The organism is Aerococcus sp. HMSC10H05, assembly GCF_001806975.1.
GTDB classification, from domain to species: domain Bacteria; phylum Bacillota; class Bacilli; order Lactobacillales; family Aerococcaceae; genus Aerococcus; species Aerococcus viridans_B.
The window spans coordinates 538-25546 of record NZ_KV786976.1 but is presented as its reverse complement, the minus strand read 5'-3'; the positions used below and the strand labels follow the sequence as shown (position 1 = coordinate 25546).

The following is a 25009-nucleotide window of genomic DNA, read 5'->3' as shown; positions in this document are numbered from 1 at the left end:
GACAATAAATGCTGAAATTCGTAAATATTATAAGTTATCATTTGACCTCAATAATCGATCAATCATATTGAAAATGAATAGTTGCCCCCAAAAAAATAGGTATGACCACACAGCGATCATATCTATATTTCAAAATACTTATATGTGAATTGATAGACCTTAATTAAGTGTACCGAGACTGAAACTATCTAGTATGACTTGACAGTAAAAGAGATTTTCCAGCCTCTTTATTTCTTTTGAATATTATTCTGCAGAAGGATGTTCAAAAGCTGGTTCTAAGTGACCATTTGCAGCTAATTCTTCCAAGTAGTCATACACTTCTTGAGAGGTGAAGGCTGCTTTCAAGGCATTTATTTTATCTGAATCGATATTGCCTTCGCGTGTAACCAGTTGAATAGCAAATCGATTAGATTCATCTTCTTCTAAGAAAAGAGCATCAGATGGTGTTAAACCAATTTCCGAAATATATGTTGGATAGTTAAATACTAAGTCAACCCCATCTTCATATGAAGCATTTAAATTCAATAAATCTACATGAGTAAATGTTAAGTTTTTATCGTTTTCTGTTATGTCATCTACTGTTACAAAAGTTTCATCCGGTACATCAATCAAACCTTGTGCATCTAAAATATGTAAAGAACGAGCTTCATTAGTCATGTCACTTGGAATAGCCACTTCAGCACCATCTTCAATATCCCCAATACTTTCATATTTAGGGGCATAAAAACCAACAATTGCGTTGTAAATCGGTTGAATAGCTACTAAATCACCATCACGTTCTTCATTAAAGACTTCCATAAATGGTTCATGTTGTGCAAAAGAAGCATCCACTTCATCATTTAAAACCGCTTCATTGTATTGAATATTATCTGAAACTTCAAGCAACTCAATGGTATAAGGTTCTTCCACAGCTTCAGCAGCTAGTTCCACAATATCAGTCATCGGTGTTGTATGTGAAGCGACTTTAATGACTGTATCCTCACTAGTTGTTGATTCAGTAGCTGTAGACTCAGCACTTTCGCTCCCATTTCCACAAGCAGCTAACAATAAGCCTACTGACAACATACCAGTAAATAATAAACCTTTCTTCATAAATCTTACCTCCAAATCTTTCCCAAAAACATTCCCATATACTAAGTTGACATCAACTTATTAAAAAATATTTTTTCATAAATGATGCCAAGAAGACCACCAACACTTACCTATGATCGACTTTTTTCGCAACTTTTAACCCTAACCATTGACAAAGCTGGACAATGACAATAATCATTATAATTGCTGTATACATCATATCGGTTTCATAACGTTGATAGCCATACCTAATCGCGAAATCGCCAATACCACCACCACCAACAACTCCCATAATCGTTGAATAGGAAATGAAAGACACAAAGGCCGTTGTATAGCCAATAATCAAAGATGACTTAGCTTCAACGAATAAGAATTTAGTGACCAATTGCCAAGTATTAGCGCCTAAAGCATCCGCCGTTTCCAAGACGCCTCGATCTACATCCATTAAAGATTGCTCAACAAATCGAGCATAGAGGGCGATGGCAATCACCATCATCGGAAATGACGCAGCTACTGGGTCCCCCGTTGCACGTCCATAAGTTGCTCGAATTAACGGTTGCATAGATACCACCAAAAGTAAGAAAGGAAATGACCGAATGATATTAATGATAAAAGACAACACTTGATAAACAACATTATTCGCCCGTGGATTGTCTTCATTCGTTAGAAATAAAAGTGTACCTAAAGGCAAACCTAAAATAATCGCCGCTATCATAGCGAATCCCATCATGATGCCTGTTTCGCCAAGACTTTCAATGATATCAGGCTTAAAATCAATCAACCGTTCCCAATAAACTTGTAAGTTACTCATGACCTGTTAGCACCTCCAAGACCTGATGTGCGTAAGGCTGGCTATTGTCACAAGCTGCCTGTATATCTGATTGAACTGTGAGCACTTGACTGATTTGACCATTTTCTAATATAGCTGCTCTCTGGCACAATGCCTTAATCACTTCCAACTCATGTGTTACTACAATCATAGTCATAGGATAAGCATCATAAGCTGCCTTTAGAACATTAACAATTTCACCCGTAGTGCGCGTGTCTAGGGCCGATGTGGGTTCGTCAGCTAATAAGATTTTAGGACGTGTAATTAAAGCTCGTGCAATGCCAACTCGCTGTTTCTGTCCACCTGACAATTGACTTGGATAGTGATTCCTTTTATCTTTTAAACCCACAAAGCCTAACACTTCATCTACTGTTAAAGGGTTATCATATTGATGTAGACTCAAAGGTAAAGCCACATTTTCAGCCACTGTTTTGTTATTGAGGAGATTGAATTGTTGAAAGACCATGCTAATATCTTTTCGAAATGTCCGTAGTTCTTTAGTAGATAGTTCATTCACTGAGACATTGTCTACAACTACCTGCCCCGAAGTAGGTCTTTCTAAAGCATTAATAAATCGTAGTAAAGTAGACTTTCCCGCACCACTCTCGCCAACCAAACCGAATATTTCTTGATTTTGAATGGTTAGTGTCACTTGATTGAGTGCTTGTATACGCTTACCACTATTCATAAAATCCTTCGCTACTTGCTTAAATTCAATCATGTACCTTTCACCTTCTTATATATCTTGTGTTCCATATTACCAACATTTATCCTTGATGTCTAGCACATTTAACTGTTATATTACCAACGTCAATCTGTTATATAAATAATTGTACAGTTAGAAAAAGGTCGAGAAGTTAACTTCTCGACCTTAGCAATTTATAGGCTATCCAAAAAACTATTAACCTAAGAATATCAAGCTATTCTTTTAAAAATATCTTTTTAAAATACGATAACTGGTAAGCCAATATAAGCTAATTCGTAAACTTTGGCCATTGTTGCTGGCGGTGTATTAATACACCCTAGGGAACCATTTTGTTGGTAAGTATTTCCACCAAAGTTTGATTGCCAATTCGCATCATGAATTCCTTGTCCTGTATAATCAAAGGCCATCCAATAATCTACTGGTTGAGCATAATCTTTTTTCGTTCTTGGATTATACCCTTTTAGAACAGATGGGTTTTCCATGTTCCAGATTTCATAAGCGCCTGGCACCGTGTCAGTACCTGTATTCCCACTTACGATATCAGTCGCAATCATTTGTTCACCGTCAATATAAACAAACATCTTTTGTTTACTTAAATCTACTTCAATATAAGATGTACCAAAGAAATCATCTTGATTATAGCCACTACCCCAAACATTTGGTTCAATGACAGTATCTTCACCAGAAAGAACAGCTTCAGAAATCCGTTGTGTAGTCATGTCACGCTCAATATACCAACCATAAGTGCCAGATGTCACTGTAACTTCACCTGATTCAGTAGATTGGAATTGATGATTTTGATTTAAACCGGCATTCTCAACATTCCACTCATATAAGTATTGATCAATTGCCTCTTCATCTACTTGAACTTCTCCTTGATCATCCGTACTTACCCATGCAGCCAACGTCTCACTTGGAATATTCACTACTTCATCTTCAATTTGTAATCCAATCTTCGCTGATAAAATAGCTTTCAATTTAGCTTTCGCTGTTTGAATAACTTCATCATCGCTTGTTACTGTTGGCTTCACATAAGCATCAGCTAATGCTAATTCACTTGTTCCTGCTTCAACTTTGGATAGAATAGCATCCGCTAACGAATCTGATGTAACCTCCGTTCCCTGCGTTTCAGGAACCACTTCCACAGCCTTAGTATCATCGTTAATCACTACCTGGGCATTGGTTGAAGGTTTGCTATCTGCTTGTTCAATATCTAACTGATCAAAATATGCATTAAAGGCATCACGGTCAACTGTCCATTCATGATTCTCATTAGCATCTACTATTTTTAAAGCATTGCTAACAAATTCTACTGGCCATGTGAAAGTCGATTGTTGTGCTAACAACGTATCGAACGCATCCGTTTCTTTGGGTTTAAAGCCGGCTTCTTGTAAGTTAATTGTAGAGACTTCTCTATTCTGGTCTGTAATTGTCATTGTACGCTCGTTATTCGCTTTTGCCACTGCTACTTCTGCTTCAGATTGCGTCATGCCACTGACATTCACACTAGAAATAGTGGTTGCTGGTAAGAAATGTGATTGATAATAATAAATACCAACCCCATATCCCACTACTAGTACGGCTAAAACTGCCCCAAGTATCCACATCGAAACTTTCTTCATTCAACTATCTCCCTTCACATTTCTATTTGCTTAAAAGCTTTCTTTTATTGTACCGTATTTCTTGTAATATTTCTGTAATATTCAACTAATTTATCATTTTTTAATTATCTAAATAATCTACTTCCACTTTTGAACGAAAAAATAGCCAGGATGCTAACACTTGCACCCTAGTCAAACGCCAACTAGTGGTCTTACTTAGATTTTCTTTTACGTCCAAATGAAAGTTCTACCAATAATGTGGCTAGATAACCAACCACTAAGGTTGAACCAATGAAAGCTAATGTTGACAAGGAAGCTGATCGTGTATCTGTAGCCCACATGCCTTCTTGAAAAATAAAGAAAGCAATCACACCCACAATCAGGAATACCGCAATCTTGAATAGTATACTTTTGATATTAACTTTCAAGTTATTGTCATCTAATTCATCATAATTGTTTCCCAATAAACCACTCAGCTCAATTTTATAGACATGACGAAACGAATGATCGTCCTTAGTTCCCTTACGATTTACATCTCGCTTGTTCAAACTTGTGCCTCCAAAATTCTATTTGGCTAATATTTTCTTATCACAATTAATTACATTATACACCGTTTGACCAGAGGTATTCCAATTTAGATTGAAATTGAATGTGCTATTTGACTCTATTCAATTCAAATATCCCTTGGAATTGCTACTACAAACTTGCAAAGTTCACCAAATAAAAAAGCTGATAGCCATTTTACGACTATCAGCATTCTTTAATCAATTATCTTAAATTGCCACCGTTCGTAGCAATCACATCTTTATACCAATCAAAAGATTTTTTCTTGTAGCGTTCAAGCGTACCTGTACCGTCATCATTGCGGTCAACATAAATGAATCCATAACGTTTAGACATTTGTGCAGTTGATGCTGAAACAAGGTCAATACATCCCCAACTTGTATAACCCATAATATCTACACCATCTAACAAGGCTTCCCCCACTTGTACTAAGTGGTCATTCATGTATTTGATTCGGTAATCATCTTCAACTGTTTTTTCACCATTTGGCCCCTCTAATAAGACATCTTTAGCGCCTAAACCATTTTCAACGATGAATAAAGGTAATTGGTAACGATCATAAAATTGATTTAAGACTAAGCGTAAACCAACTGGGTCTACTTGCCAACCCCACTCAGAAGCTTCTAGATAAGGATTCGCAATCCCCCCCATAATATTCCCTTCACCCGCTTGATATTGGTCACGATTTGCTGCCTCAGCAACCGACATATAGTAAGAGAAAGAAATAAAGTCTACTGTATTTTCTTTCATTACTTCTTTGTCACCTTCAGCAAATTGGATTTCAATATCATTTTCTTCAAAGTAACGATGAATATAAGCTGGATACTCACCACGTGCATGGATATCTGAGAATAAGTAATTTTGGTTTTCAGCTAAGTGCGCAGCCATTACGTCATCTGGATTTGGTGTAATTGGATAAGTTGGCATTGCTAAAACCATACAACCTACTTGAAAGTCTGGATTAATTTCATGAGCAATCTTTGTCACTGAAGCTGAAGCAACTAATTCATGGTGAACAGCTTGATACAAGTCTTGTTTCGATAATTCTTCAGGTGGTGTATCAATACCACCGGACATAAATGGTGCATGTAATACTGAATTTACTTCGTTAAAAGTTAACCAGTATTTTACCTTATCTTTATAACGGTTAAATACAGTTGTGGCATATTTTTCAAAGAAGCCAATTAATTTACGGTTGGTCCAACCATTATATTTCTTCGTCAAGTTTAAGGGTGTTTCATAATGCGATAAGGTTACCAATGGTTCAATACCATATTTGTGGAGCTCATCGAATAAGTCATCGTAGAATTGTAAACCAGCTTCGTTCGGCTCAGCATCGTCCCCATTAGGAAAGATTCTAGACCACGCGATAGAAGTACGGAAAACTTTAAAGCCCATTTCAGCGAATAGGGCCACATCTTCTTTATAACGGTTATAAAAATTAATCCCCACTAACTTCAAGTTATCTTCTGTTGGACCATCTGTAATTTCGCCCATTCCACCATTAGGCGTAACATCTTGAACAGTTAATCCTTTACCGTCTACATCAAAAGCACCTTCAAATTGATTGGCAGCAGCAGCTCCGCCCCATAAGAAACCATCTGGAAATCTATATTGACCCATTCTACAATTCGCTCCATTCTTTATTATTTTATCATTCAATTTATTTACACAACTAGGATACCATTAAAGCGCTTTCTTGTAAAATGATTACCATCAAAAAACATTATACCCTTATAAAAACATAAATAAACAAAGTTGTGTGGATAGAAAATCATGATATTCTCGCTCTTTTCAGTGAAAACAATTTGTCTTTGGACAAAATTTGTTCCATATAATTGAAAAAAGCCACTCTCGTAAAAGAGTGACTTTAAATTCAAATCAGCAAATTCGGATTAGGAGCGTGCTGCTTGCCCATTTGTTTCAATAACTTCTTTATACCAGTCGAATGATTTCTTCTTAGAACGGTGTAAGTCACCACTACCATCATCTTGGCGGTCAACATAAATTAACCCATAACGTTTAGACATCTCACCAGTACCTGCTGATACTAAGTCGATAATCCCCCATGGTGTATAGCCCCATAATGGAATGCCATCTTCTTCAACAGCATCCATAAATGTATTGATATGTGCTTTTAAATATTCAATACGATAATCGTCGTTGATTGAACCGTCAGCTTCAACTTTGTCTACAGCACCTAGACCATTTTCTACAATAAATAATGGTTTACGGTAACGGTCCCATAATGCATTCATTGTTGTACGTAAACCTAATGGGTCAATTGCCCAGCCCCATTCAGATTCTTTTAAGTAAGGGTTCTTCACACCTTTAAAAGCGTTCCCTGTTACCATATCATCAGAAGAGATTTCAGCTTTTGATACACGACTTGAGTAATAAGAGAAAGTAATGTAATCTACGGTATTTTCTCGCAAGATTTCTTCATCTTCAGCCGTAATCCTAATATCAATTCCTTCATTTTCAAACATGATTTTTGCCCATTCTGGGTATTCTCCACCCGCTTGAACATCAATGAAGAAGTAGTTATCACGGTTACTCAAGTTGGCTGCCCAAACATCCTCTGGGTTAGATGAGTAAGGATAGTATTCCCCAGCTGCTAGCATTGAACCCATTTTAGCTTCGGGATCAATTTCACGAAGTACTTTTGTTATTTTGGCACTCGCTAATAATTCATGATGTGCTGCTGTATACAACACTTGTGTCCGTTCTGCTTCGCTTAAGTCGCCTAAGTAAATCCCTGCACCCATAAATGGTAAATGTAGCAACATATTAATTTCATTGAAAGAAATCCAGTATTTTACTTTACCTTTATAACGGTTAAATAAAGCTGTTGCATAATTCACGAATAAATCAACCATTCTACGGTCACGCCATGAACCCAACTCATCGATTAATGTTTTTGGTACATCAAAGTGATTGATTGTTACGACCGGCTCAATACCATATTTTAACAGTTCATCGATAACAGCTTCATAGAATTTTAGTCCTTCTTCGTTTGGTTCTGATTCAAAACCTGTAGGAAAAATGCGGGACCAAGCCATTGAGAAACGGTAAGATTTCATGCCCATTTCAGCAAATAAGGCAATATCTTCCTTATAGTGGTGGTAGAAGTCGATGGCTTCATGTGATGGGAAGTGTGACCCTTCTGCCACTTCAGAATAATGCAGTTCACCGGCTGTTACAGCAAATCGTTGTTCACCATGAGGTATTAGGTCAACACTTGTTAACCCCTTACCCCCTTCAAGGTAGCCACCCTCTAATTGATTAGCGGCAGTAGCGCCACCCCATAAGAAATCTTTAGATAATTCTCTAGACATATTCATACTCCTTTTCTTTTATTTCACAATCGTGAATAAATAATCATTTTCAGCAACAGCTGGTGCTGTTGTGGTTAAAACATCTGTAAAGTTATCCGTATTGGTTACTATTACAGGTGTTATCGTATCATAACCAGTCTCATTAATGGTACCGATTTCAAACTCGACAAGCAAATCTCCAGCAGATACTTTCTGTCCTTCTTCCACATGAATAGTGTAGCCGCGACCATCTAAATTCACAGTATCTAAGCCGATATGAATCAATAATTCTACGCCAGTATCTGTCGTAATACCAACAGCATGTCCAGTTTTGAAAAGTACAGAAACTGTTCCGTTAGCTGGCGCAAGGACCTTGCCCTCACTTGGTTGAATAGCTACCCCTTTACCTAAAGCACCACTAGCAAACACTTCATCTGCAACAGCTGATAATGGTAAAATGTCACCGACTAATGGGCTAGCAATAATTTCTTCTTTAGCAGATACTGCCATTTCCGCATCGGATACAGCACCTTCAGTACTAGCAGTCTCACCTTTTAATGGATCAGAGGTTAGCGTTTCATTTGGCAATTCTTCTGCTAAGCGATTTACTGGAAATACCATTTGTAAAATAAAACCAATGGCTACCGCAATGGCGTATGAAATCACAACATTCCAAAAGTTTGCGCCAAGGTTTCCTTCATTATCAATCATGTTCATCAAGCTAAAAATACCTAATCCACCTGTACGATACGCTGTAGTTGCTGTCGCACCAGCATACGCACCAGCAAAAATATTCGCTATGATTGCATAAACAAATGGCTTTCTTAATGGAATCATGATTCCGTAGATAACAGGTTCAGTAACGCCGAATAGAGTTGAAATTGTACCTGGAATGGCAATATCTTTTAACTTCTTCTCTTTGCCTTTAACTAACATAGCAATTAAGACACCTAGCACACCAAATGTTGAAATTTGCATTAGTGGTCCAAGTGGGTTTAACCCTGTTTCAGCTAATAATAAGTATGAAATTGGAATAATCCCCCAGTGCAATCCAAAGATGACTAATAACTGCCAAGAAGCAGCAAGTAACGCACCGAATACTAAAGGTGATACACCTTGCAACCAAGTAAAGAATACACCAATCAGGCTAGCTGCCCATGTCGCAATTGGTCCAACAACCATTAAAGCAATCGGTACAGCAATCATAATCGTAAAGAATGGGGTTAAAAATGAATTCACTGTTGATGGAATCCGTTTCTTGAACCATTTTTCTAATCGAGCGCCTAACCAAACCGCTAAAATAATTGGAATAATCGCTGAGAAGTAACCATTTGAAGGTAAGATCAATGGTAAGCCAAAGACTGTTGAATAAATATCTGAAGCAAATGGTGTCCCCTCAAATAACGTATATAACACATCATTTTGCATTGATGCTGAAAGTGCTGGATGTAAGAAAGCAACTGCAATTGCTAAGGCTGTAAAGACATTCATCTTCAGCTTTCTAGCTGTAGTCACTGCAACCATCACTGGTAGGTACTGGAAGAAGGCATCTCCAGCTGCTTGAAGTAAGAGATATAAACCACTGTTTCCAGCATTTAAGCCCATCGTTCCCAATATCGCTACAATACCTTTGATCATCCCTGTTGCCGCAAGAGGCATCAAGAACGGTTGGAAAACACCTGAAATAAAGTCAATGGCTTTGTCAACTAACTTACGGTCATCTTTTTCCGGTTCATCTTGACCATTAGATTCATCCCCACCTAAATTAGTTGACGCTACAATGGCTTCATACACATTGGAAACTTCATTACCAATGACAACTTGATACTGGCCAGATGCTTTCATAACAGTCACAACGCCATCTAATTGCTTAATGGTATCTGTATCTGCCTTTGATTCATCCTTTAAATTAAACCGTAAACGCGTAACACAATGACGCAACCCATTAACATTCTCTTCACCACCGACATTTTTAACAATATCGTTTGCTAAAGCTTTATAATCTTTTATTGCCATTTCTAATCCCTCTTTTCATTTTTTACACAAAAAAACCCAAACAAAAACATAGCGAAATAAAGAGTCTCCCCTTTACTATGTTTCCATTTAGGTTTTGCCTGCTAATCAGTAACAATCCATAGTGGAATGTATATTCTTTTGTAAGCGCTTAATACACCATCATAATATCACGTTCATTTATATAAAGCAAATACTTTTTCAAAAGACATTCAATATTTAGCATTTTATTACACTTGATCTATCACTTGATTCAATTTGCAAAAGATACTTGAACTCCCGCAGTAATTACCAAACTTCTGCTATGATCATTTTATCCGCAAATAACTGTTACTTCTTTGCCCTACAATTCTTCATCTTCTGATATGAAATAAGACCATGCTTCTCAACATCGTTATATTTTCTTATATTAGTTGGATTCAATTAAACGGTTTATATGGATCGCTAAATATGACTTCTCTTCAGCCGTAATTCTGTAGGCATATTGATGTTGAATATAATCATCAACCTTTTCCGCACAAGCCGTCGCTTTAGGGTAATTTTCCTTTACTTGATCATATAAAAACTGCCCTGAACCATTTTGCGCTTCTCCTTGAATAACCCTCAAGGCAAAATACTGCAGATGGGTCATAAAGCGATTATAGGCAATTGACTCCGTATCAAACTTTTTGCCGAAAAAAAGTGTCACTACTTCTAGAATACCTCGCACAATCTTGACGACTTCCATAGTTTGGTTCATCTGACCTTGGTTCATCCGTGCATTCACTAAATGTAAGGCAATAGACGATGCTTCATCATTGGGTAAGCGCACACGAAGATAGTTCTCAATAATATCTAAGGCCTGATAGCCAATAGCATATTCATCCGGAAAAAGTCGTCGAATATTCCAAGCAAGTGGATTGGTAATGACAAGCCCTTTTTCAAATCGTTCCAAGGCAAAATGAATATGGTCAGCCAAAGTAATATAAAGATTTGCTTGATATTTTTCCCCAAGTTCGGTAGTTGCTAGGTCAATAATTGCTAACAGGCTATCAATTTCAGGCGTAGATAAGGTAACAAATAATTCTTCGACAGGAATATCTACAGCATTTTCTTTAAAAATTTTTTCAATTTTATTTTGGTCAACCAAATTCCCTATCCGCTGACTAAAGCCTAACCCCTTACCCATTGCGACAACTTCATCACCCTCTTCATCTAGCGCTAATACAGCATTGTTATTGAATATTCGCACGATTTGCACGCTGACACCCCCGAACGCTTTTCCTATTGAAAATAATATAGCATGTTACCGGTTTCTTTTTCAACTTATACTGACTTAAATAATTAGAACCATACAATTTGACATCTCTTAATATCTTCGATTATTATATAAGTGTTATATATGAAAACGTTTTATTTCATTAAAAGGAGCCTAATTAATGACAAGTAAGTATATTTTTCTAGATGTAGATGGTACCTTAGTAAGTTACGAGAACATTTTACCTGATTCAGCTGTAGAAGCCATTCATCAGGCCCAAGCGAACGGCCACAAAGTTTTTACAGTCACCGGTCGCTCAAAAGCCGAAATGTATAAAGAAATTTTAGATATTGGATTTGATGGTTATGTAGGTGGAAACGGTAATTATATTGAAGTAGATGGAGAGATTATTTACCATAAACACCTTACTGGTGAAGAAACCCGTAGAATTGTTGATTGGTTGTTAGAACGCAACTTAGAATTTTACTTAGAAGCAAATTCTGGCTTATACGGGTCAAGCGGATTTAGAGAACGCGGTCGCCAAACCGTACAAGATTATGTAGCTTACAAAGGTAATCGTAATCCTCATGACGTTTCAGTCGAATCTGCATTCCCTGAAATGTTATTTGATCAAGATCTTTACCGTGATGATATTAACAAGATTTCCTTTATTTTGGAATCATACCAAGATTACCTTGATGCCAAAGAGGCTTTTCCTGATTATCAAGTGGGAACTTGGGGTGGTCGCGGCGAACATGCCCTCTTTGGTGATGTAGCTTTAGCCAATATTACTAAAGAAACAGCTATTAAGGATTTATTAGCCCATGAAAATATCGATGTCAAAGATACTTTCGCTTTTGGAGATGCCAAAATTGATATTCCCATGTTTAATATTTGTGAGACAGGTGTTGCTATGGGAAATGGCGGCGATGAGATTAAAGCTGTTGCTGATTATATCACCGATGCTGTAGAAGACGATGGCTTATATAATGCATTTAAGCACTTTAACTTAATCTAACTTTATTGAGGAGTGATTTGTCATGAAATATGTCCAATTAGGTAATTCAGATTTATCTGTTTCTCGGATTTGTTTAGGCTGTATGGGTTTTGGCGATCCAGAAAAGGGAGGACACGCTTGGACTTTAAACCAAGAAGACACTACTGCTATTATCAGTCACGCACTAGATCAAGGCATCAACTTTTTTGATACAGCTATTGCTTACCAAGGTGGAACAAGTGAGCAATATGTCGGCAAGGCTCTTAAGCAGCTGGCAAATCGGCAAGATATCGTCGTAGCCACTAAATTTCTCCCTCGAAGTGAAGAAGAACGCCACAATCAAGTAAGTGCCCATCAACATATCGAGCAATCACTAAATACCAGTTTAACTAATCTAGGTATGGACTATGTTGACCTCTATATTTATCATATGTGGGACTACCACACACCAATGACAGATATTATGCATGCTTTAGATGCTATGGTTAAAGCTGGAAAAACGAGATATATCGGCATTTCTAATGCTTATGCCTATCAAATCGCTACTGCCAACGCATATGCTCGTGCTAACAATCTAACCGAATTTATTTCTATACAAGGTCACTACAATCTCATCTTCCGAGAAGAAGAACGAGAAATGAATCGGTTTGCTGATGAAAATAACATTGCCCTTACACCATACTCTGCTTTAGCTTCTGGTCGATTATCTAGGTTACCAGGTGATAACGCAAGCCGTCGAATGAATCTAGACAATTATGCGAAAAGTAAGTACCAAAACACAGCTGATCAAGACCATGCTATTATCTTACGTGTCCATGAATTGGCTGAAAAACACCATGTTACTATGACTGAAATATCATTAGCCTGGCTATTGACTAAGGTGACTGCTCCAGTGGTTGGCGCAACAAAGGTTCACCATATTGATGGTGCAGTTGCTGCTGTTGACCTCACTTTATCCGCTGAAGAAATTCAATATTTAGAAGAATTGTATCCCCCTCACCCACTGGTAGGTGTAATGGCTGATAACCATTAAAATCAAAGTCAAAAAGGTGATTGCGCTTGGCGCAATCACCTTTTTATATTGTTATGATATTATATTTAGATCTTAGAAAGTAAAGAAGTCATCGTCCTCAGCTTCTGCTGCTTCCTCACGTGCTTGTTCTTCTAATAATAAAGTCTTGTCGTATTTTGTAATGAATGGGTAGTAAACAGCAAAGGCTGCTAATACACAGACAAATGATAATATAATCGCACGCCAGTCTGCTGTCCCAATAAAGGCACCGATACCAACAGGCATTGGCCATGGTTGTTGCGCAATAATAGGTTTTACAAAGTCTAATGCTGTTGCAAAGTAAGCAATTGTTGCTGCAACCATTGGTGCACCAATAAATGGTAAGAACATTGATGGGTTATAGATCATTGGCACCCCGAAGATAATCGGTTCGTTAATGTTAAATAATGCTGGAACGATGGCCGTTTTACCTAAGGCTTTCAATTGTTCTGAACGAGCGAAGAAGGCTAAGAATACTGTTAGACCTAATGTAGCACCCGCCCCACCGACAATAACATATCCATTCCAGAACTCACCTGCTAATACGTGGTCTGCACCAGCAGCGTTTTCTGCCATATTTGCTAATAAGATTGGGTTAACTAGAGAAGTGATAATGGTAGAACCGTGAATCCCAACACTCCATAAAGCATGGATTAAGAATACGATAACCAATACCCCAACATAAGTACCCGTAATTTGTGTTACGAAACCAAATGGCGCTTGAATTAATTGGAACAAGTCAGTACCAAACATTACTAAGGCACCGTTTAAGATAATAACAGTAAAAGCAATAACAAATGTTGGTACTAAGGCTGTAAATGAGTTTGCAACCCCTTGTGGTACTGCATCTGGCATTTTAATAACCCAGTTGTTTACAATACATAGACGGTATAATTGCACAGCAAGTACACCCATGATGATCGCTGTAAAAATACCAATCGTACCAAAACGAGTTACCCCGTCACCACCCATTGCCCAACCATTGATAATAGTTGATGCATCAGTGATTTCAGTTGTACGAACCATTGCACCATCTTGCCAAACCAATTGTGGGATAGCCATCAAGAATGCAAATAGTGATAATAAAGCACCGTTAACTGGGTTCATATCTAACCCTTCATCATCAACGTAAACTTTTGTAAATTCATAACCTAGGACAATCGAGAAGTATAGGGATAAAACACCCATAGTGGCTGTATTGGCTAACATGTATAACTCTGTAAAGTTACCGATCGTTGCGTCATAAATACCTTGCAGCGCTGGAACAGCTGTTGGTAATACGTTTAATACCAAGAACATAGACCCAACAATGGTAAATGGAATAACGGCAATACCCGTATTCATAATGGCACGGACAAATTTAGTTGTCGCCAATTTACCTAAGGGGTTCATAATATATTTTTCTAAGAAGCCAAAAGCTCCAGTAGATTTATTTTCTTCAGACATGTTCAACAACTCTTTTCTTCAATTTTTTTCATCATTTAATATGTGTATTTTTCATATCGTTGAATATATTGATATTTCTTATCTTTATTCTTAGCAATTCGTTGAATTTTGAATAAAGATATGCCTGCTACCACTAACCCCACTCCCAGGATAATGTAAACAAGTAATATAGCTTCATCTGACATTCCTAAAAAAGGATATAGATAGTTGAATACGGTTTCGCTAAAAGTTGTAAAAAATAGTAATACGCTTAAAACAAGCTGCACTTGAAAATATATTTTTGAAAATTTCAATGTATTGTCATGTGTCCAATACAGTCGTAAATATTCAAATGCGGCCATTCCCCCAATTATTACCATAATAGCTGGCAGAACAACTGATGAAACTTGTGTAAATAGATTCATAAACAGCCAATATAAATTGGCAATAACACTAAAGGCTAAAGCATAACGAATAAATAAGAAACGATTAAACTTAAAGTTCCGCAAAGCCAATTCTTTTTCTTGTTGTTGCACTTCTTTACTTCTTACCACGTTAACCGCATTCCTTTCTCTAGCTACCCTTTAAGTACTTTATACATTTCTAACATTTCTACTGCCATTTCACGTAAAGTGGTTGAAGTCATCAAATGATCTTGGGCATGAACCATAATAATTTCCATATTGATATCTTCACCGTTCGCATATTGATGTAATAAGTCAGTTTGCGCATTATGCGCTTCAACTAATGCATCATTTGCTTCTTGTAATTTGGCCTCTGCTTCTTCATACTTACCTGCACGCATTAATGGGAAACTTTCATGAACTAAGGTCCGGCCGTTCCCAGCGTGTAGAATAATTGTAAATGCAATTGTTTGAATTTCTGATGATTCCATTCTTTATCCTCCTCTCTTAACCATTCTTTTCAGCTTGCAACAAAGGCTTCAATTCGGTGAAAGTCAATTTGGCTAAATTAGATACCCCATCTCCTGTTGGGATATAAGCTTGTGGCGGGATATTCGCAACTAATTTATTAGATGCTTCTGCTTCTTTGGCAATTTGATCATAGTACATTTTAATTTGTGGTGAAACTAAATATAAATCGAATTCACCTTTTTTAAAGAATTCTGATGACTTACTTACTGTAGTTGCATCTAATTCGATTGGAACATTTTTACCTTTAAAGAAGTCAGTGGCTTTCTTAGCCATTAATGATGATGACATCCCTGCGTTACAAATAATTAGTGCTTTTTTCATAATAATTCCTCCAATAAATTTGTATTATTTAATTTAGTAAAAATTTGACGGCACAAAAAATTGTGCATGTTTTGAGCTATACCATAAAATGCTGTAATCGAATATGGCACCATTAGATAGGAAGAACTGGTTGATCAACTCTAAACCATAATTATCAGCAGGTTCATTCAGAAATCTACCAACTTCATCTCCTATTTGCTTGACTTGAAAGAAAGCATTAGAGAAGCTAGGCTTTAAATCTAAATTATCTTCCAAATAGGTAAAAATTGATCCGCGAGCAATCTGCTCATTCATATACCTGACATATTTCTTTCTTAAATAAGATGTCTCAAAAGAATGAATTTTTCCTTTAATATAGCGAGTCCTCTGTACCATATAAATATCTTCATTTGGTTCACATTCAAGGTATTCTTGGATAGTCGCATCCGGTTTAATCAACTCAACTTTGACAACTCGACTAACGATCGTCTCATCGAGGAGCGTCCTTGACAATCCTTCTGGGCGATTTAAATTGATTTTTCCAGGGATATAAACATCTCTTACAAATATCCCTGACCCCTGGACTTGATAGATTTGACCTTTAGCTTCTAGAATATCTAACGCTTTAATAATTGTCGATTTACTAGCGTTAAAATCAACCACCAATTCATCAATCACTGGCAATTTGTCATGTCGTTTTAATTTATTATCCAAAATATAGTTGGTGATTTCTTGCGCTATCTTTTTATATTTGACCATGAAACCACCTCCTCATGATTTAACTTAAATCACTACCGTTGTTTGCAATGACCCCTTGATACCAGAAGAATGAATCTTTTCTGTAACGAGTTAGCGTTCCTAGCTGTTCATCATCACGGTCAACATAAATGAAACCATAACGTTTACGAATACCTTCGTGCGTTGAAATTAAATCAATCGCTGACCAAGGATTGTAACCTAACATCTCTACACCATCACCAATAGCTAATTTCATTTGTTCAATATGTGTACGTAAATAGTTAATTCGGTATTCATCATGAATCTTGCCATCTTCAGTTAATTCATCATAAGCCCCTAAACCATTTTCCGTAATAAGAATTGGTAGATGGTAGCGGGAGTATATTTCTCTAAGAGTGGCTCTAAAGCCAATCGGATCAATTTCCCAACCAAATTCTGTTTTAGGTAAAAAGTCGTTATCTACACCAAGAAACATATCCTCTAAACCAGAATTTTCTTGTTGGCTCTTAAAGGCTACTTCTCCTGATTCCGGTGCTTCATAAGCTTTAACCGTTAATGTATTGTAATAATTAATGCCTAAGAAGTCTGGTTTGGCATTCGCTAAAGATTCCAAATCACCCTCTACTATATCTGGTAAGGCATCTTGTTTCTCTAACCAAGTCCATACCAAATTATTATATTTACCATAAACTGCCATATCTAGATACAACCAGTTTCTGATAGCGTTTGCATTTTGTGCTGCTAGATTATCTTCTGGATTCATACTGGCTGCATAAGCAATAGCAATATTTGGCGCTGGCGCAATTTTCGCTTCTGGTAATACCTGATGACAGATTTCCATCACTTTTGCTTGGGCTACTAACATATGATGATTTTGTTGATAAATTTCTTTGGTTACATTCTCAGTACCTTCAGGAATGCGTAAAGTTCCAATTACATTCCCTACTAGTGTTAACATATTTTGTTCGTTAATTGTTAACCAGTATTTCACTCGATCACCATAGTGATCAAAGAGCAATTTAGCATAGTCAACAAACCATTCAACCGAATCTCGATTCCCCCAAGAGCCACGTTCATCTAAAGCTGCTGGCATATCGAAATGGAACATAGTAACAATTGGTTCAATATCATATTTTAAACATTCATCAATTAAATCTGAATAAAAGTCTAATCCTTCCTGATTCACTTGCCCAGTACCTTCAGGTATTACCCGCGACCAAGAAATTGAAAAGCGATATGATTTAAAGCCCATTTCTGCCATCAAAGCAATATCTTCTTTAAACTTATGATAGTGGTCAACTGAAACCGTTAAGTCAGCTGTCCCTTCAGGTAACTCCTTTGTATCCTGACTAGAAGGGCCCTTACCGTTTGTTAAACTTGCGCCTTCAACTTGATACGCAGACGTTGATGCCCCCCAAAAGAACGATTCTGGAAACTGCATACGATTATTATTCATTCACCCATCTCCTAACTTTTTTGATGACACCGCTTACAAATATTAAGAAAAAAATATAACCTCAATAATTCTATCTACACAAACAAACGAATTGTCATCTTCGAAAATAATTATAAGGGTATAAAATGATTCAGTCAATAGAAATCGCTTACATTTTTCAAAAAAATATGCCCCTAAGTAACTCTTTGTTATATATCAATATTTATCATTGGATTTTACAAGTCAAAAAGGTCCGATACTTCCCAAAATGCGCCAATAATATGTCGTGATTGTTCGGCTTTGGTCCAGTACGTCAATTCTAAACGATTTTTTCTCATCTTCCCTTTTCCAAGACGATTAATCAGACAGCTGGCTATAATCATGGTTTAACACATCTTTATATTCAAATTCACCATCTTGATAATCAAATATAAGTGCTGAACAGTTAGTAAAACCAATGTCTTTTGAAATAGAGCCTTCAAAATTGGTTTTATCTTTAAAGAATTGTGCGATTGCCCCACCGTGACTAACAATTAATATCGTTTGGTCAGGATGGTTGTCCGCAATGTTTTTAACTGCTTTACTAATTCGATTTCTAACATCTGCTTCTCTTTCACCTTGATAACCCGCAAAGAAATCACCATATGGTAAAGGAGGATTTAAGTGTTCTGATTCTGCCTCAAATGTACCAAAGTTCCATTCTTTAAGTGATTTTAAACGGTGATAACCTTTATTTTGTCCTAAAATAATCTCTAATGTATCACTGGCACGTTCTGATGTTGATGCGTAAGCTACATCAAAAGTAATCCCTTCACGTTCAAAATGATCACGCGCAATTTCTGCTTGCCGAATACCTTTGGCAGTTAGTGGGGAGTCTGACCCACCTTGTATCTTATGTAAGACATTGAATAGAGTTTGCCCATGGCGCATCATATAAATTCTTGTTGTCATTAGATTCACTCTCCTCTATTGATTTTCCTCGATGCCATGATCATAATTCAAAAAGAAAGCATTTTCAAATAATTTAACTAGGACTATTCATTAGAATATACAAGTATTTGCTGATTAAAAATGCTATTTTATTACAATTTTGTTAGAATATACTCAGAGCTATGATTACAGGAGGGTATATGATGAGCTTTAAACCAATAAGTGAAACTGTTGATTTCGATGCGATTAAATCACATGCGAAATTAACTGATGAAGAGAATGCGATTAAGGAAGCACGCGATAAAGAATTGCAGGCAATTATGTCTGGTGAGGATGATCGTTTTCTATTAATCATGGGACCATGTTCCGCTGACAATGAAGAGGCAGTTGTCGAATATGCACACCGTTTAGCAAAGTTACAAGAAGAAGTGAAAGATAAAGTCTTTATTGTACAACGTGTATATACGAATAAACCTCGTACAAATGGTGACGGATATAAAGGCCTATTACACCAACAAGATCCAACTGGTGAAACAAGCTTAATTCGTGGAATGAAAGCTGTTCGCAACATGCATCGTCGTGTCATTACTGAAACAGGTATGACTACTGCTGACGAAATGCTGTACCCAGATAACTTACAATTTGTAGAAGATTTAGTTTCTTATCACGCTGTAGGTGCCCGTTCTGTAGAAAACCAACAACACCGTTTCGTTGCTTCTGGTTTAGACTGCCCTGTTGGTTTAAAGAATCCAACGTCTGGTAACCTTACTGTGACTTTTAATGCCTTGCATGCAGCACAAAAACCTCAAGAGCTAATGTACTCAGGTCAAGAAGTCTTAACAAGTGGTAATACTTTTGCCCATATTATCTTGCGTGGTGGTACGCTTGAGAATAAAGAAGTTGTACCGAACTACCACTATGAAGATCTAGTGAAGACAATTAATTACTACAAAAAAGAAGACTACAAAAACCCATTTGTTGTAATTGATACCAATCATGATAACTCAGGTAAGAATCATTTAGACCAAATTAGAATTGTTCAAGAAGTTTTACAAAACCGTCAATGGAATGAAGACATTAAATCTTATGTTCGTGGATTCATGATTGAATCTTACTTACAAGATGGCCGCCAAGAACCAGGCGGGGACGTATTTGGCCAATCTATTACTGATCCATGTCTAGGTTGGGAAAAATCAGCAGAATTAGTGCGTTATATCGCAGAAAATGTTTAAAATGATATCATAATAACTCAAAAAACGAGCTCATGATTTTTTTAATTCAGGTAGCTCGTTTTTTTGATTAAATTCGTAAACTGATGAATACTTTAATATAACTGAGATCAGGTCGAGTATTATTCAACTGGTGCAAAACCATAGTCATCCCAAGCAGGCACTTGACCTCCGTGATATACTTCCTCAATTAAGGCTGCTGTTTCTTCTGTTTGATAAATTTCTACAATCTGTTTAAATGTTTCATTATCAGCTTCATCTGTTCTAGCAGCAATTACATTAATGTATTGTTGTGCTGATTCAGAATTTGGCTCTAAGAATAGAGCATCCTCTTTTGGATAATAACCTGCATCTACTGCATAACCACCATTAATAACTGAGAAGTCCACATCGCTAACTGAACGGGCAGTTTGTGCTGCATCAACTTCTTGAATATCTAAATTATACGGATTCTCTGTAATATCATCAACTGTTGGGGTGAATGAAGCCGAGGCTTCTTCATCAAGCGTAATAAAACCAGCCTCTTGTAGTAAATTTAATGCGCGACCTCCATTAGTAACATCATTTGGTATGGCAACTGATTGACCTTCACTAATTTCTTCAATAGTGTCATGTTTCTTTGAATGAATCCCTAGTGGTGTAATGATTGTATTACCAATTGGTGTGAAATCATTACCAGAGGCTTCCTCATAATTATTCATAAAAATAATCGTTTGAAATGAATTCAAATCAACTGAACCGTCTGCTAATGCGTCATTGGGTGTGTTATAGTCATTAAATTTAACCAACTCAATATCAATATCGTATTCTTCTTTAGCTCGTTCAGCAACGCTATCCCAAACTGTTGTATCATCACCTACAAGGCCAACTTTTACTGTGCTATCTGCCCCACTACCACATGCTGCTAAAAGCAATGAAGAACCTAAAGTAAACCCAATTAATTTAACCAATTTTTTCATAATTATTTCCTCTTTTCATTTTCCTAATTTTTTAACAAAAAAGTCCTTAGTCCAAACAGCTAAACTAGCTATCTCGACTAAGGACGCATTTCACGTGGTACCACCTTAATTCAGAAAGAACTTCTTTCCCTTATCCCCACATCATATTAAGAATATAAAATAGGGCTAGCAGATAACGGCGCCACACGAGTTCATCTTATGATTTTTTATATCAAAAACACTCGAATCACTTTAACCTCAAGGACCATCTTCAATGCTTATCAATAGTTTCTTTCACCAAACGAAACCTCTCTTAAATTGATGCCTATTTACTTATCCCATCTTCGGTAATATCTATTTAAATATTATCTAAATCAACTAAACCTGTCAATATTAGAGAGCTTTGGGATTTATATCAATTATAATCGGTGAAACCTATCACGATAATTTTATTTTTCTAAATCGTTTCACTATGTAAATAAAACATTTAGCTAATTGTAATCTTTTTAAACAAATAGTTAATACATTTTTGCCTATCATCTCATTTAAAAAGGGAACTATCCAACGATAGTTCCCCTCAAGTATAACGAATTAAATTTTATCAAACATCTCCGCTAAATAACGGTATGGTTGTAGTCGCTTGTCTTCATCAAAAATCGGCGCGTAAACTAAGATTTCATCGATACCTAAGCTTTCAATTTCATCATCTAAAATAGCTTTTACCGTTTCTTTTGATCCCTTAATAATAAATCGCTTAGTTAGATAATCATCCAATATAGCTTGTGCGCCTGCTCCTAAACTATAGTCTTTGGCTTCTTCAGGGGTCATATTCGGAATAAGTTGACCAGTTCGAATCCCCATTTGCACCAATTCAATGGGCTTAGCTAAATAATCTGCTTCCTCATCTGTTTCGCCCACAATGATCATATAAGACACCATGACCTTGGGTTTTTGGAAAAATGCACTCGGCTCAAACCGGTCCCGGTACAATTTAAAAACGTCCGGATCCGTTTCAATACCAAAAAATTTCGCAAAGGCATAACCCAAGCCCATTTGTGCCGTCACCAATGCTGATTGTCCAGAAGACCCTAGCATCCAAGGTTCCGTTAGATGTTTCAGATTTTGGGGCATAGCCCGTACCTTTCCATAAAAATCAGGTGCTTGCTTGTCTGCCAGATAATCTAAAATCACTTGGATTTTATCGTACATATCTGTAAAGGTTTGCGGACGCCCTTCAGCTAATGCCTTAATCTCATCCGGACCAGATCCCGGCGCTCTACCTAGCCCAATATCAATTCGACCTGGAGCTAAAGCGGTCAATGTCTTGAAGTTCTCTGCTATTTTTAAAGGAGAATAATGCATAATCATTGTGCCGCCCGTACCTAAATGTATACGGTTAGTTTTCGCTGCAGCATAAGCAACTAGCATTTCTGGTGATACAGAGGCTAAACTAGACATGTTATGATGTTCTGCAAACCAGTACCGGTTATAATTTAATTTCTCAATCTCTTGAACAAATCGCATTGTGCGTTCAATTGCACCTTCTGCAGATTCCCCTTTATTTATCGTTACTAAATCGTGTACCCCTAATTCCACATAAAGCATCCTCTCTATTCTTATACTCCCTATTATTATAGCCGATGCATCCTAAACTAGAAAGAAATATGCCTTGACTAATCCTGACTTTAATTAAACGGCTAATCCTTTGGCTAAATAAGCCACAACATTCAGAACACCTGCCAACATCATCACCATTACCGGATCCCACTTCGTTTTAAATAATAAAGTAAGACATATCACAAAAATAATGACCGCAATAATGTTGACCGTCTGGATGCCAATAACTTGATCTCCCCAAAAACTTGTCACTAAAATAGACATCCCTGCGGTTGCTATCATAGCGACAACTACTGGTCGTAGCGCCTTTAACACATACTGTAGTGAAGCTAAATTACGATATTTCATATAGACATAAGCTAAAAGCGTTACCAGAATAATCGAAGGGAAGACTGAACCAAGCGTCGCTGCAATACCTCCGGGAACCCCCGCAATTTGATTACCTACAAAGGTTGCAGAGTTAATTGCAATCGGCCCTGGCGTCATTTGAGAAATAGTAATTAAGTCTGTAAATTCTTGCTGAGTCAACCATTGATGATTGGTCACAATCTCATCTTGAATTAATGGTAAAGCTGCATAACCGCCACCAAAACTAAAAGCGCCAACCTTTAAAAAAGACCAAAATAGCTGCAAATAGATCATACTTTTTTACCTCCCATATGCCGGTCAAGTAAGTATTTACCAATACCTAAAGTTGCTGCAACAAAAATAATTAAAATTACATTCACATTGAAGAAATAATTGGCAACAAAAGCAACTAACATTGCTGTGATGAGTAATGGATTTTTTGTATCTGTCACTTCTTTACCCATTTGAAGCACTACCGCTACTATAACTGCTGCCACTCCAGCTTGCATTCCTTCTAGTAGCAAAGAAATCCAGACGTTCGATCTAAAAGCATCATAAAAGAAAGAAATCAAAGTAATGATCGTAAACGGAGGAATAATGGTTGCAATGACTGCCGTTAATACACCTAATAAACCAGCTAATTTATACCCAATGACAATGGCACCATTCACCGCTATCGCACCTGGTGCTGACTGCGCAATTGCCACTAAATCTAACATCTCGTCTTTCTCAATCCACCCTAGATCCTCCACAAAAGTTTTACGCATCAAAGTGATAATGACATAACCACCACCAAATGTGAAAGCACTCAAGACAAGGGTCGACATAAATAGTTTTCGTAAGATCGCTAACTTACTATCGGTATGTTTACTGTCCATAAATCTCCCTTCTAAATAAAAGCTTATCAAGTATCATTTCCATTATACAGCAGTAATGAATAAAATAAGCACTTTTGCCACTTACGCAAGCAGCCTAAGCGCTGCCTGGGTACGGAAGGTAAATATTAGGGACAATGAATAATAAATAAAAAACAAGTAATCAAATAATTACTTGGAAATTTGCTCATCAATCTTATTTGACGAAGAGCCAAATAATTTGTAATTCTTTGATTCTTTTTGGTATTCGTAATAAATAAAAAAACTCCTAAAACGTTGATTTAACAACATTCTAGGAGTTATAAAGAGTTTTATTTGATACTCTTTTACACTATATTAATACCGGTGGCCGGGGTCGAACCGGCACGTCCGTAAGGACACAGGATTTTGAGTCCAGCGCGTCTGCCAATTCCGCCACACCGGCAAATCAATCATATTTGCATGTCTTCCTAAAAGCGTGAAAGGCGGTAGTCGGATTTGAACCGGCGATCAAGCTTTTGCAGAGCCATGCCTTACCACTTGGCTATACCGCCATAAATAAAAAACTGGGATAGCTGGATTCGAACCAACGAATGACAGAGTCAAAGTCTGTTGCCTTACCGCTTGGCTATATCCCAATAAAAAAGGGCGAGTGATGGGAATCGAACCCACGAGTGTCGGTGCCACAAACCGATGCGTTAACCACTTCGCCACACTCGCCAAAATAATATTAATAAAACAGGGACAGTAGGAATCGAACCCACAATGACGGTTTTGGAGACCGTAGTTATACCGTTTAACTATGTCCCTATCCAAGTAATATCCCATAGTTTAAAAATGTAAATGGAGGGAGAAGGATTTGAACCTTCGAACC

At 37.1% G+C, this 25009-nt stretch carries 23 protein-coding genes and 5 tRNA genes; 3 read left to right on the top strand and 25 right to left on the bottom strand.

Annotated features, from left to right (window positions below; genetic code table 11):
• Positions 1-243: 243 nt before the first annotated feature.
• The 9 genes from HMPREF3116_RS04075 to licT all read right to left on the bottom strand — a co-directional run bounded on the left by HMPREF3116_RS04075 (position 244) and on the right by licT (position 11341).
• Positions 244-1092, bottom strand: coding sequence for a MetQ/NlpA family ABC transporter substrate-binding protein (locus tag HMPREF3116_RS04075; protein ID WP_070467914.1), 849 nt, complete (start codon positions 1090-1092; stop codon positions 244-246).
• A 106-nt stretch (positions 1093-1198) separates the two neighbouring features.
• On the bottom strand, positions 1199-1882 hold the full coding sequence (locus tag HMPREF3116_RS04070) for a methionine ABC transporter permease (RefSeq protein ID WP_070467913.1): 684 nt from the start codon (positions 1880-1882) through the stop codon (positions 1199-1201).
• On the bottom strand, positions 1875-2621 hold the full coding sequence (locus HMPREF3116_RS04065) for a methionine ABC transporter ATP-binding protein (protein ID WP_070467912.1): 747 nt from the start codon (positions 2619-2621) through the stop codon (positions 1875-1877). The genes HMPREF3116_RS04070 and HMPREF3116_RS04065 overlap by 8 nt, the downstream gene beginning before the upstream one ends.
• A gap of 221 nt (positions 2622-2842) precedes the next feature.
• Positions 2843-4228, bottom strand: a complete 1386-nt coding sequence (locus HMPREF3116_RS04060) for a L,D-transpeptidase family protein (protein WP_070467911.1) — start codon at positions 4226-4228, stop codon at positions 2843-2845.
• 191 nt (positions 4229-4419) lie between these two features.
• Positions 4420-4755: a hypothetical protein gene (locus HMPREF3116_RS04055; RefSeq protein ID WP_070467910.1), complete on the bottom strand. Its 336-nt coding sequence runs from the start codon at positions 4753-4755 to the stop codon at positions 4420-4422.
• 220 nt (positions 4756-4975) lie between these two features.
• On the bottom strand, positions 4976-6394 hold the full coding sequence (locus HMPREF3116_RS04050; RefSeq protein WP_070467909.1) for a glycoside hydrolase family 1 protein: 1419 nt from the start codon (positions 6392-6394) through the stop codon (positions 4976-4978).
• 272 nt (positions 6395-6666) lie between these two features.
• Positions 6667-8109 carry a 6-phospho-beta-glucosidase gene (locus HMPREF3116_RS04045; RefSeq protein ID WP_070467908.1) on the bottom strand — a complete coding sequence of 481 codons (1443 nt, stop codon included), beginning with the start codon at positions 8107-8109 and terminating at the stop codon, positions 6667-6669.
• A gap of 18 nt (positions 8110-8127) precedes the next feature.
• The gene (locus HMPREF3116_RS04040) at positions 8128-10104 is read right to left on the bottom strand and encodes a beta-glucoside-specific PTS transporter subunit IIABC (RefSeq protein ID WP_070467907.1); all 1977 of its coding nucleotides are present in this window, start codon (positions 10102-10104) and stop codon (positions 8128-8130) included.
• A gap of 406 nt (positions 10105-10510) precedes the next feature.
• Positions 10511-11341, bottom strand: a complete 831-nt coding sequence (gene licT / locus HMPREF3116_RS04035) for a BglG family transcription antiterminator LicT (RefSeq protein WP_070467906.1) — start codon at positions 11339-11341, stop codon at positions 10511-10513.
• Between the two features lie 178 nt (positions 11342-11519).
• Here licT and HMPREF3116_RS04030 point away from each other — a divergent pair, with 178 nt between their 5' ends.
• Positions 11520-12356, top strand: coding sequence for a Cof-type HAD-IIB family hydrolase (locus tag HMPREF3116_RS04030; RefSeq protein ID WP_070467905.1), 837 nt, complete (start codon positions 11520-11522; stop codon positions 12354-12356).
• A gap of 22 nt (positions 12357-12378) precedes the next feature.
• A complete protein-coding gene (locus HMPREF3116_RS04025; protein ID WP_070467904.1) occupies positions 12379-13368 on the top strand; it encodes an aldo/keto reductase in 990 nt (329 codons plus the stop codon).
• A gap of 72 nt (positions 13369-13440) precedes the next feature.
• On the opposite strand, the gene celB is transcribed toward HMPREF3116_RS04025, so the two are convergent.
• The 7 genes from celB to HMPREF3116_RS03990 form a co-directional block, all read right to left on the bottom strand.
• Positions 13441-14832: a PTS cellobiose transporter subunit IIC gene (gene celB / locus HMPREF3116_RS04020; RefSeq protein WP_070467903.1), complete on the bottom strand. Its 1392-nt coding sequence runs from the start codon at positions 14830-14832 to the stop codon at positions 13441-13443.
• Between the two features lie 35 nt (positions 14833-14867).
• Complete coding sequence (locus HMPREF3116_RS04015; RefSeq protein ID WP_148129218.1) at positions 14868-15347, bottom strand: hypothetical protein; 480 nt, start codon at positions 15345-15347, stop codon at positions 14868-14870.
• 41 nt (positions 15348-15388) lie between these two features.
• Positions 15389-15706, bottom strand: a complete 318-nt coding sequence (locus tag HMPREF3116_RS04010) for a PTS cellobiose transporter subunit IIA (RefSeq protein ID WP_070467901.1) — start codon at positions 15704-15706, stop codon at positions 15389-15391.
• Positions 15707-15722: 16 nt separating this feature from the next.
• Positions 15723-16067 (bottom strand): PTS cellobiose transporter subunit IIB, encoded by a 345-nt coding sequence (locus tag HMPREF3116_RS04005; protein WP_070467900.1) that lies wholly within the window; start codon positions 16065-16067, stop codon positions 15723-15725.
• Between the two features lie 33 nt (positions 16068-16100).
• Positions 16101-16805, bottom strand: a complete 705-nt coding sequence (locus tag HMPREF3116_RS04000; protein WP_070467899.1) for a GntR family transcriptional regulator — start codon at positions 16803-16805, stop codon at positions 16101-16103.
• 19 nt (positions 16806-16824) lie between these two features.
• Entirely contained in the window at positions 16825-18240 is a 1416-nt protein-coding gene (locus tag HMPREF3116_RS03995; protein WP_070467898.1) for a glycoside hydrolase family 1 protein, read from the bottom strand.
• 336 nt (positions 18241-18576) lie between these two features.
• Complete coding sequence (locus HMPREF3116_RS03990; RefSeq protein ID WP_070467897.1) at positions 18577-19170, bottom strand: histidine phosphatase family protein; 594 nt, start codon at positions 19168-19170, stop codon at positions 18577-18579.
• A gap of 182 nt (positions 19171-19352) precedes the next feature.
• On the opposite strand from HMPREF3116_RS03990, the gene HMPREF3116_RS03985 reads away from it, so the two are divergent.
• Positions 19353-20381, top strand: coding sequence for a 3-deoxy-7-phosphoheptulonate synthase (locus tag HMPREF3116_RS03985; RefSeq protein ID WP_070467896.1), 1029 nt, complete (start codon positions 19353-19355; stop codon positions 20379-20381).
• A gap of 119 nt (positions 20382-20500) precedes the next feature.
• On the opposite strand, the gene HMPREF3116_RS03980 is transcribed toward HMPREF3116_RS03985, so the two are convergent.
• The 9 genes from HMPREF3116_RS03980 to HMPREF3116_RS03940 all read right to left on the bottom strand — a co-directional run bounded on the left by HMPREF3116_RS03980 (position 20501) and on the right by HMPREF3116_RS03940 (position 24945).
• Complete coding sequence (locus HMPREF3116_RS03980) at positions 20501-21337, bottom strand: MetQ/NlpA family ABC transporter substrate-binding protein (RefSeq protein WP_070467895.1); 837 nt, start codon at positions 21335-21337, stop codon at positions 20501-20503.
• Between the two features lie 570 nt (positions 21338-21907).
• On the bottom strand, positions 21908-22921 hold the full coding sequence (locus tag HMPREF3116_RS03975; protein WP_210382475.1) for an LLM class flavin-dependent oxidoreductase: 1014 nt from the start codon (positions 22919-22921) through the stop codon (positions 21908-21910).
• A gap of 84 nt (positions 22922-23005) precedes the next feature.
• Complete coding sequence (locus tag HMPREF3116_RS03970) at positions 23006-23575, bottom strand: chromate transporter (protein WP_070467893.1); 570 nt, start codon at positions 23573-23575, stop codon at positions 23006-23008.
• A complete protein-coding gene (locus HMPREF3116_RS03965) occupies positions 23572-24159 on the bottom strand; it encodes a chromate transporter (RefSeq protein ID WP_070467892.1) in 588 nt (195 codons plus the stop codon). Before HMPREF3116_RS03965 ends, HMPREF3116_RS03970 begins: the two co-directional genes overlap by 4 nt.
• Positions 24160-24496: 337 nt before the next feature.
• Positions 24497-24580, bottom strand: a tRNA-Leu gene (locus HMPREF3116_RS03960).
• Positions 24581-24618: 38 nt separating this feature from the next.
• A tRNA-Cys gene (locus HMPREF3116_RS03955) sits at positions 24619-24689 on the bottom strand.
• A 12-nt stretch (positions 24690-24701) separates the two neighbouring features.
• Positions 24702-24773, bottom strand: a tRNA-Gln gene (locus tag HMPREF3116_RS03950).
• Positions 24774-24782: 9 nt separating this feature from the next.
• A tRNA-His gene (locus HMPREF3116_RS03945) sits at positions 24783-24855 on the bottom strand.
• Positions 24856-24874: 19 nt separating this feature from the next.
• Positions 24875-24945: transfer RNA gene (locus HMPREF3116_RS03940), tRNA-Trp, on the bottom strand.
• Between the last annotated feature and the right edge of the window lie 64 nt (positions 24946-25009).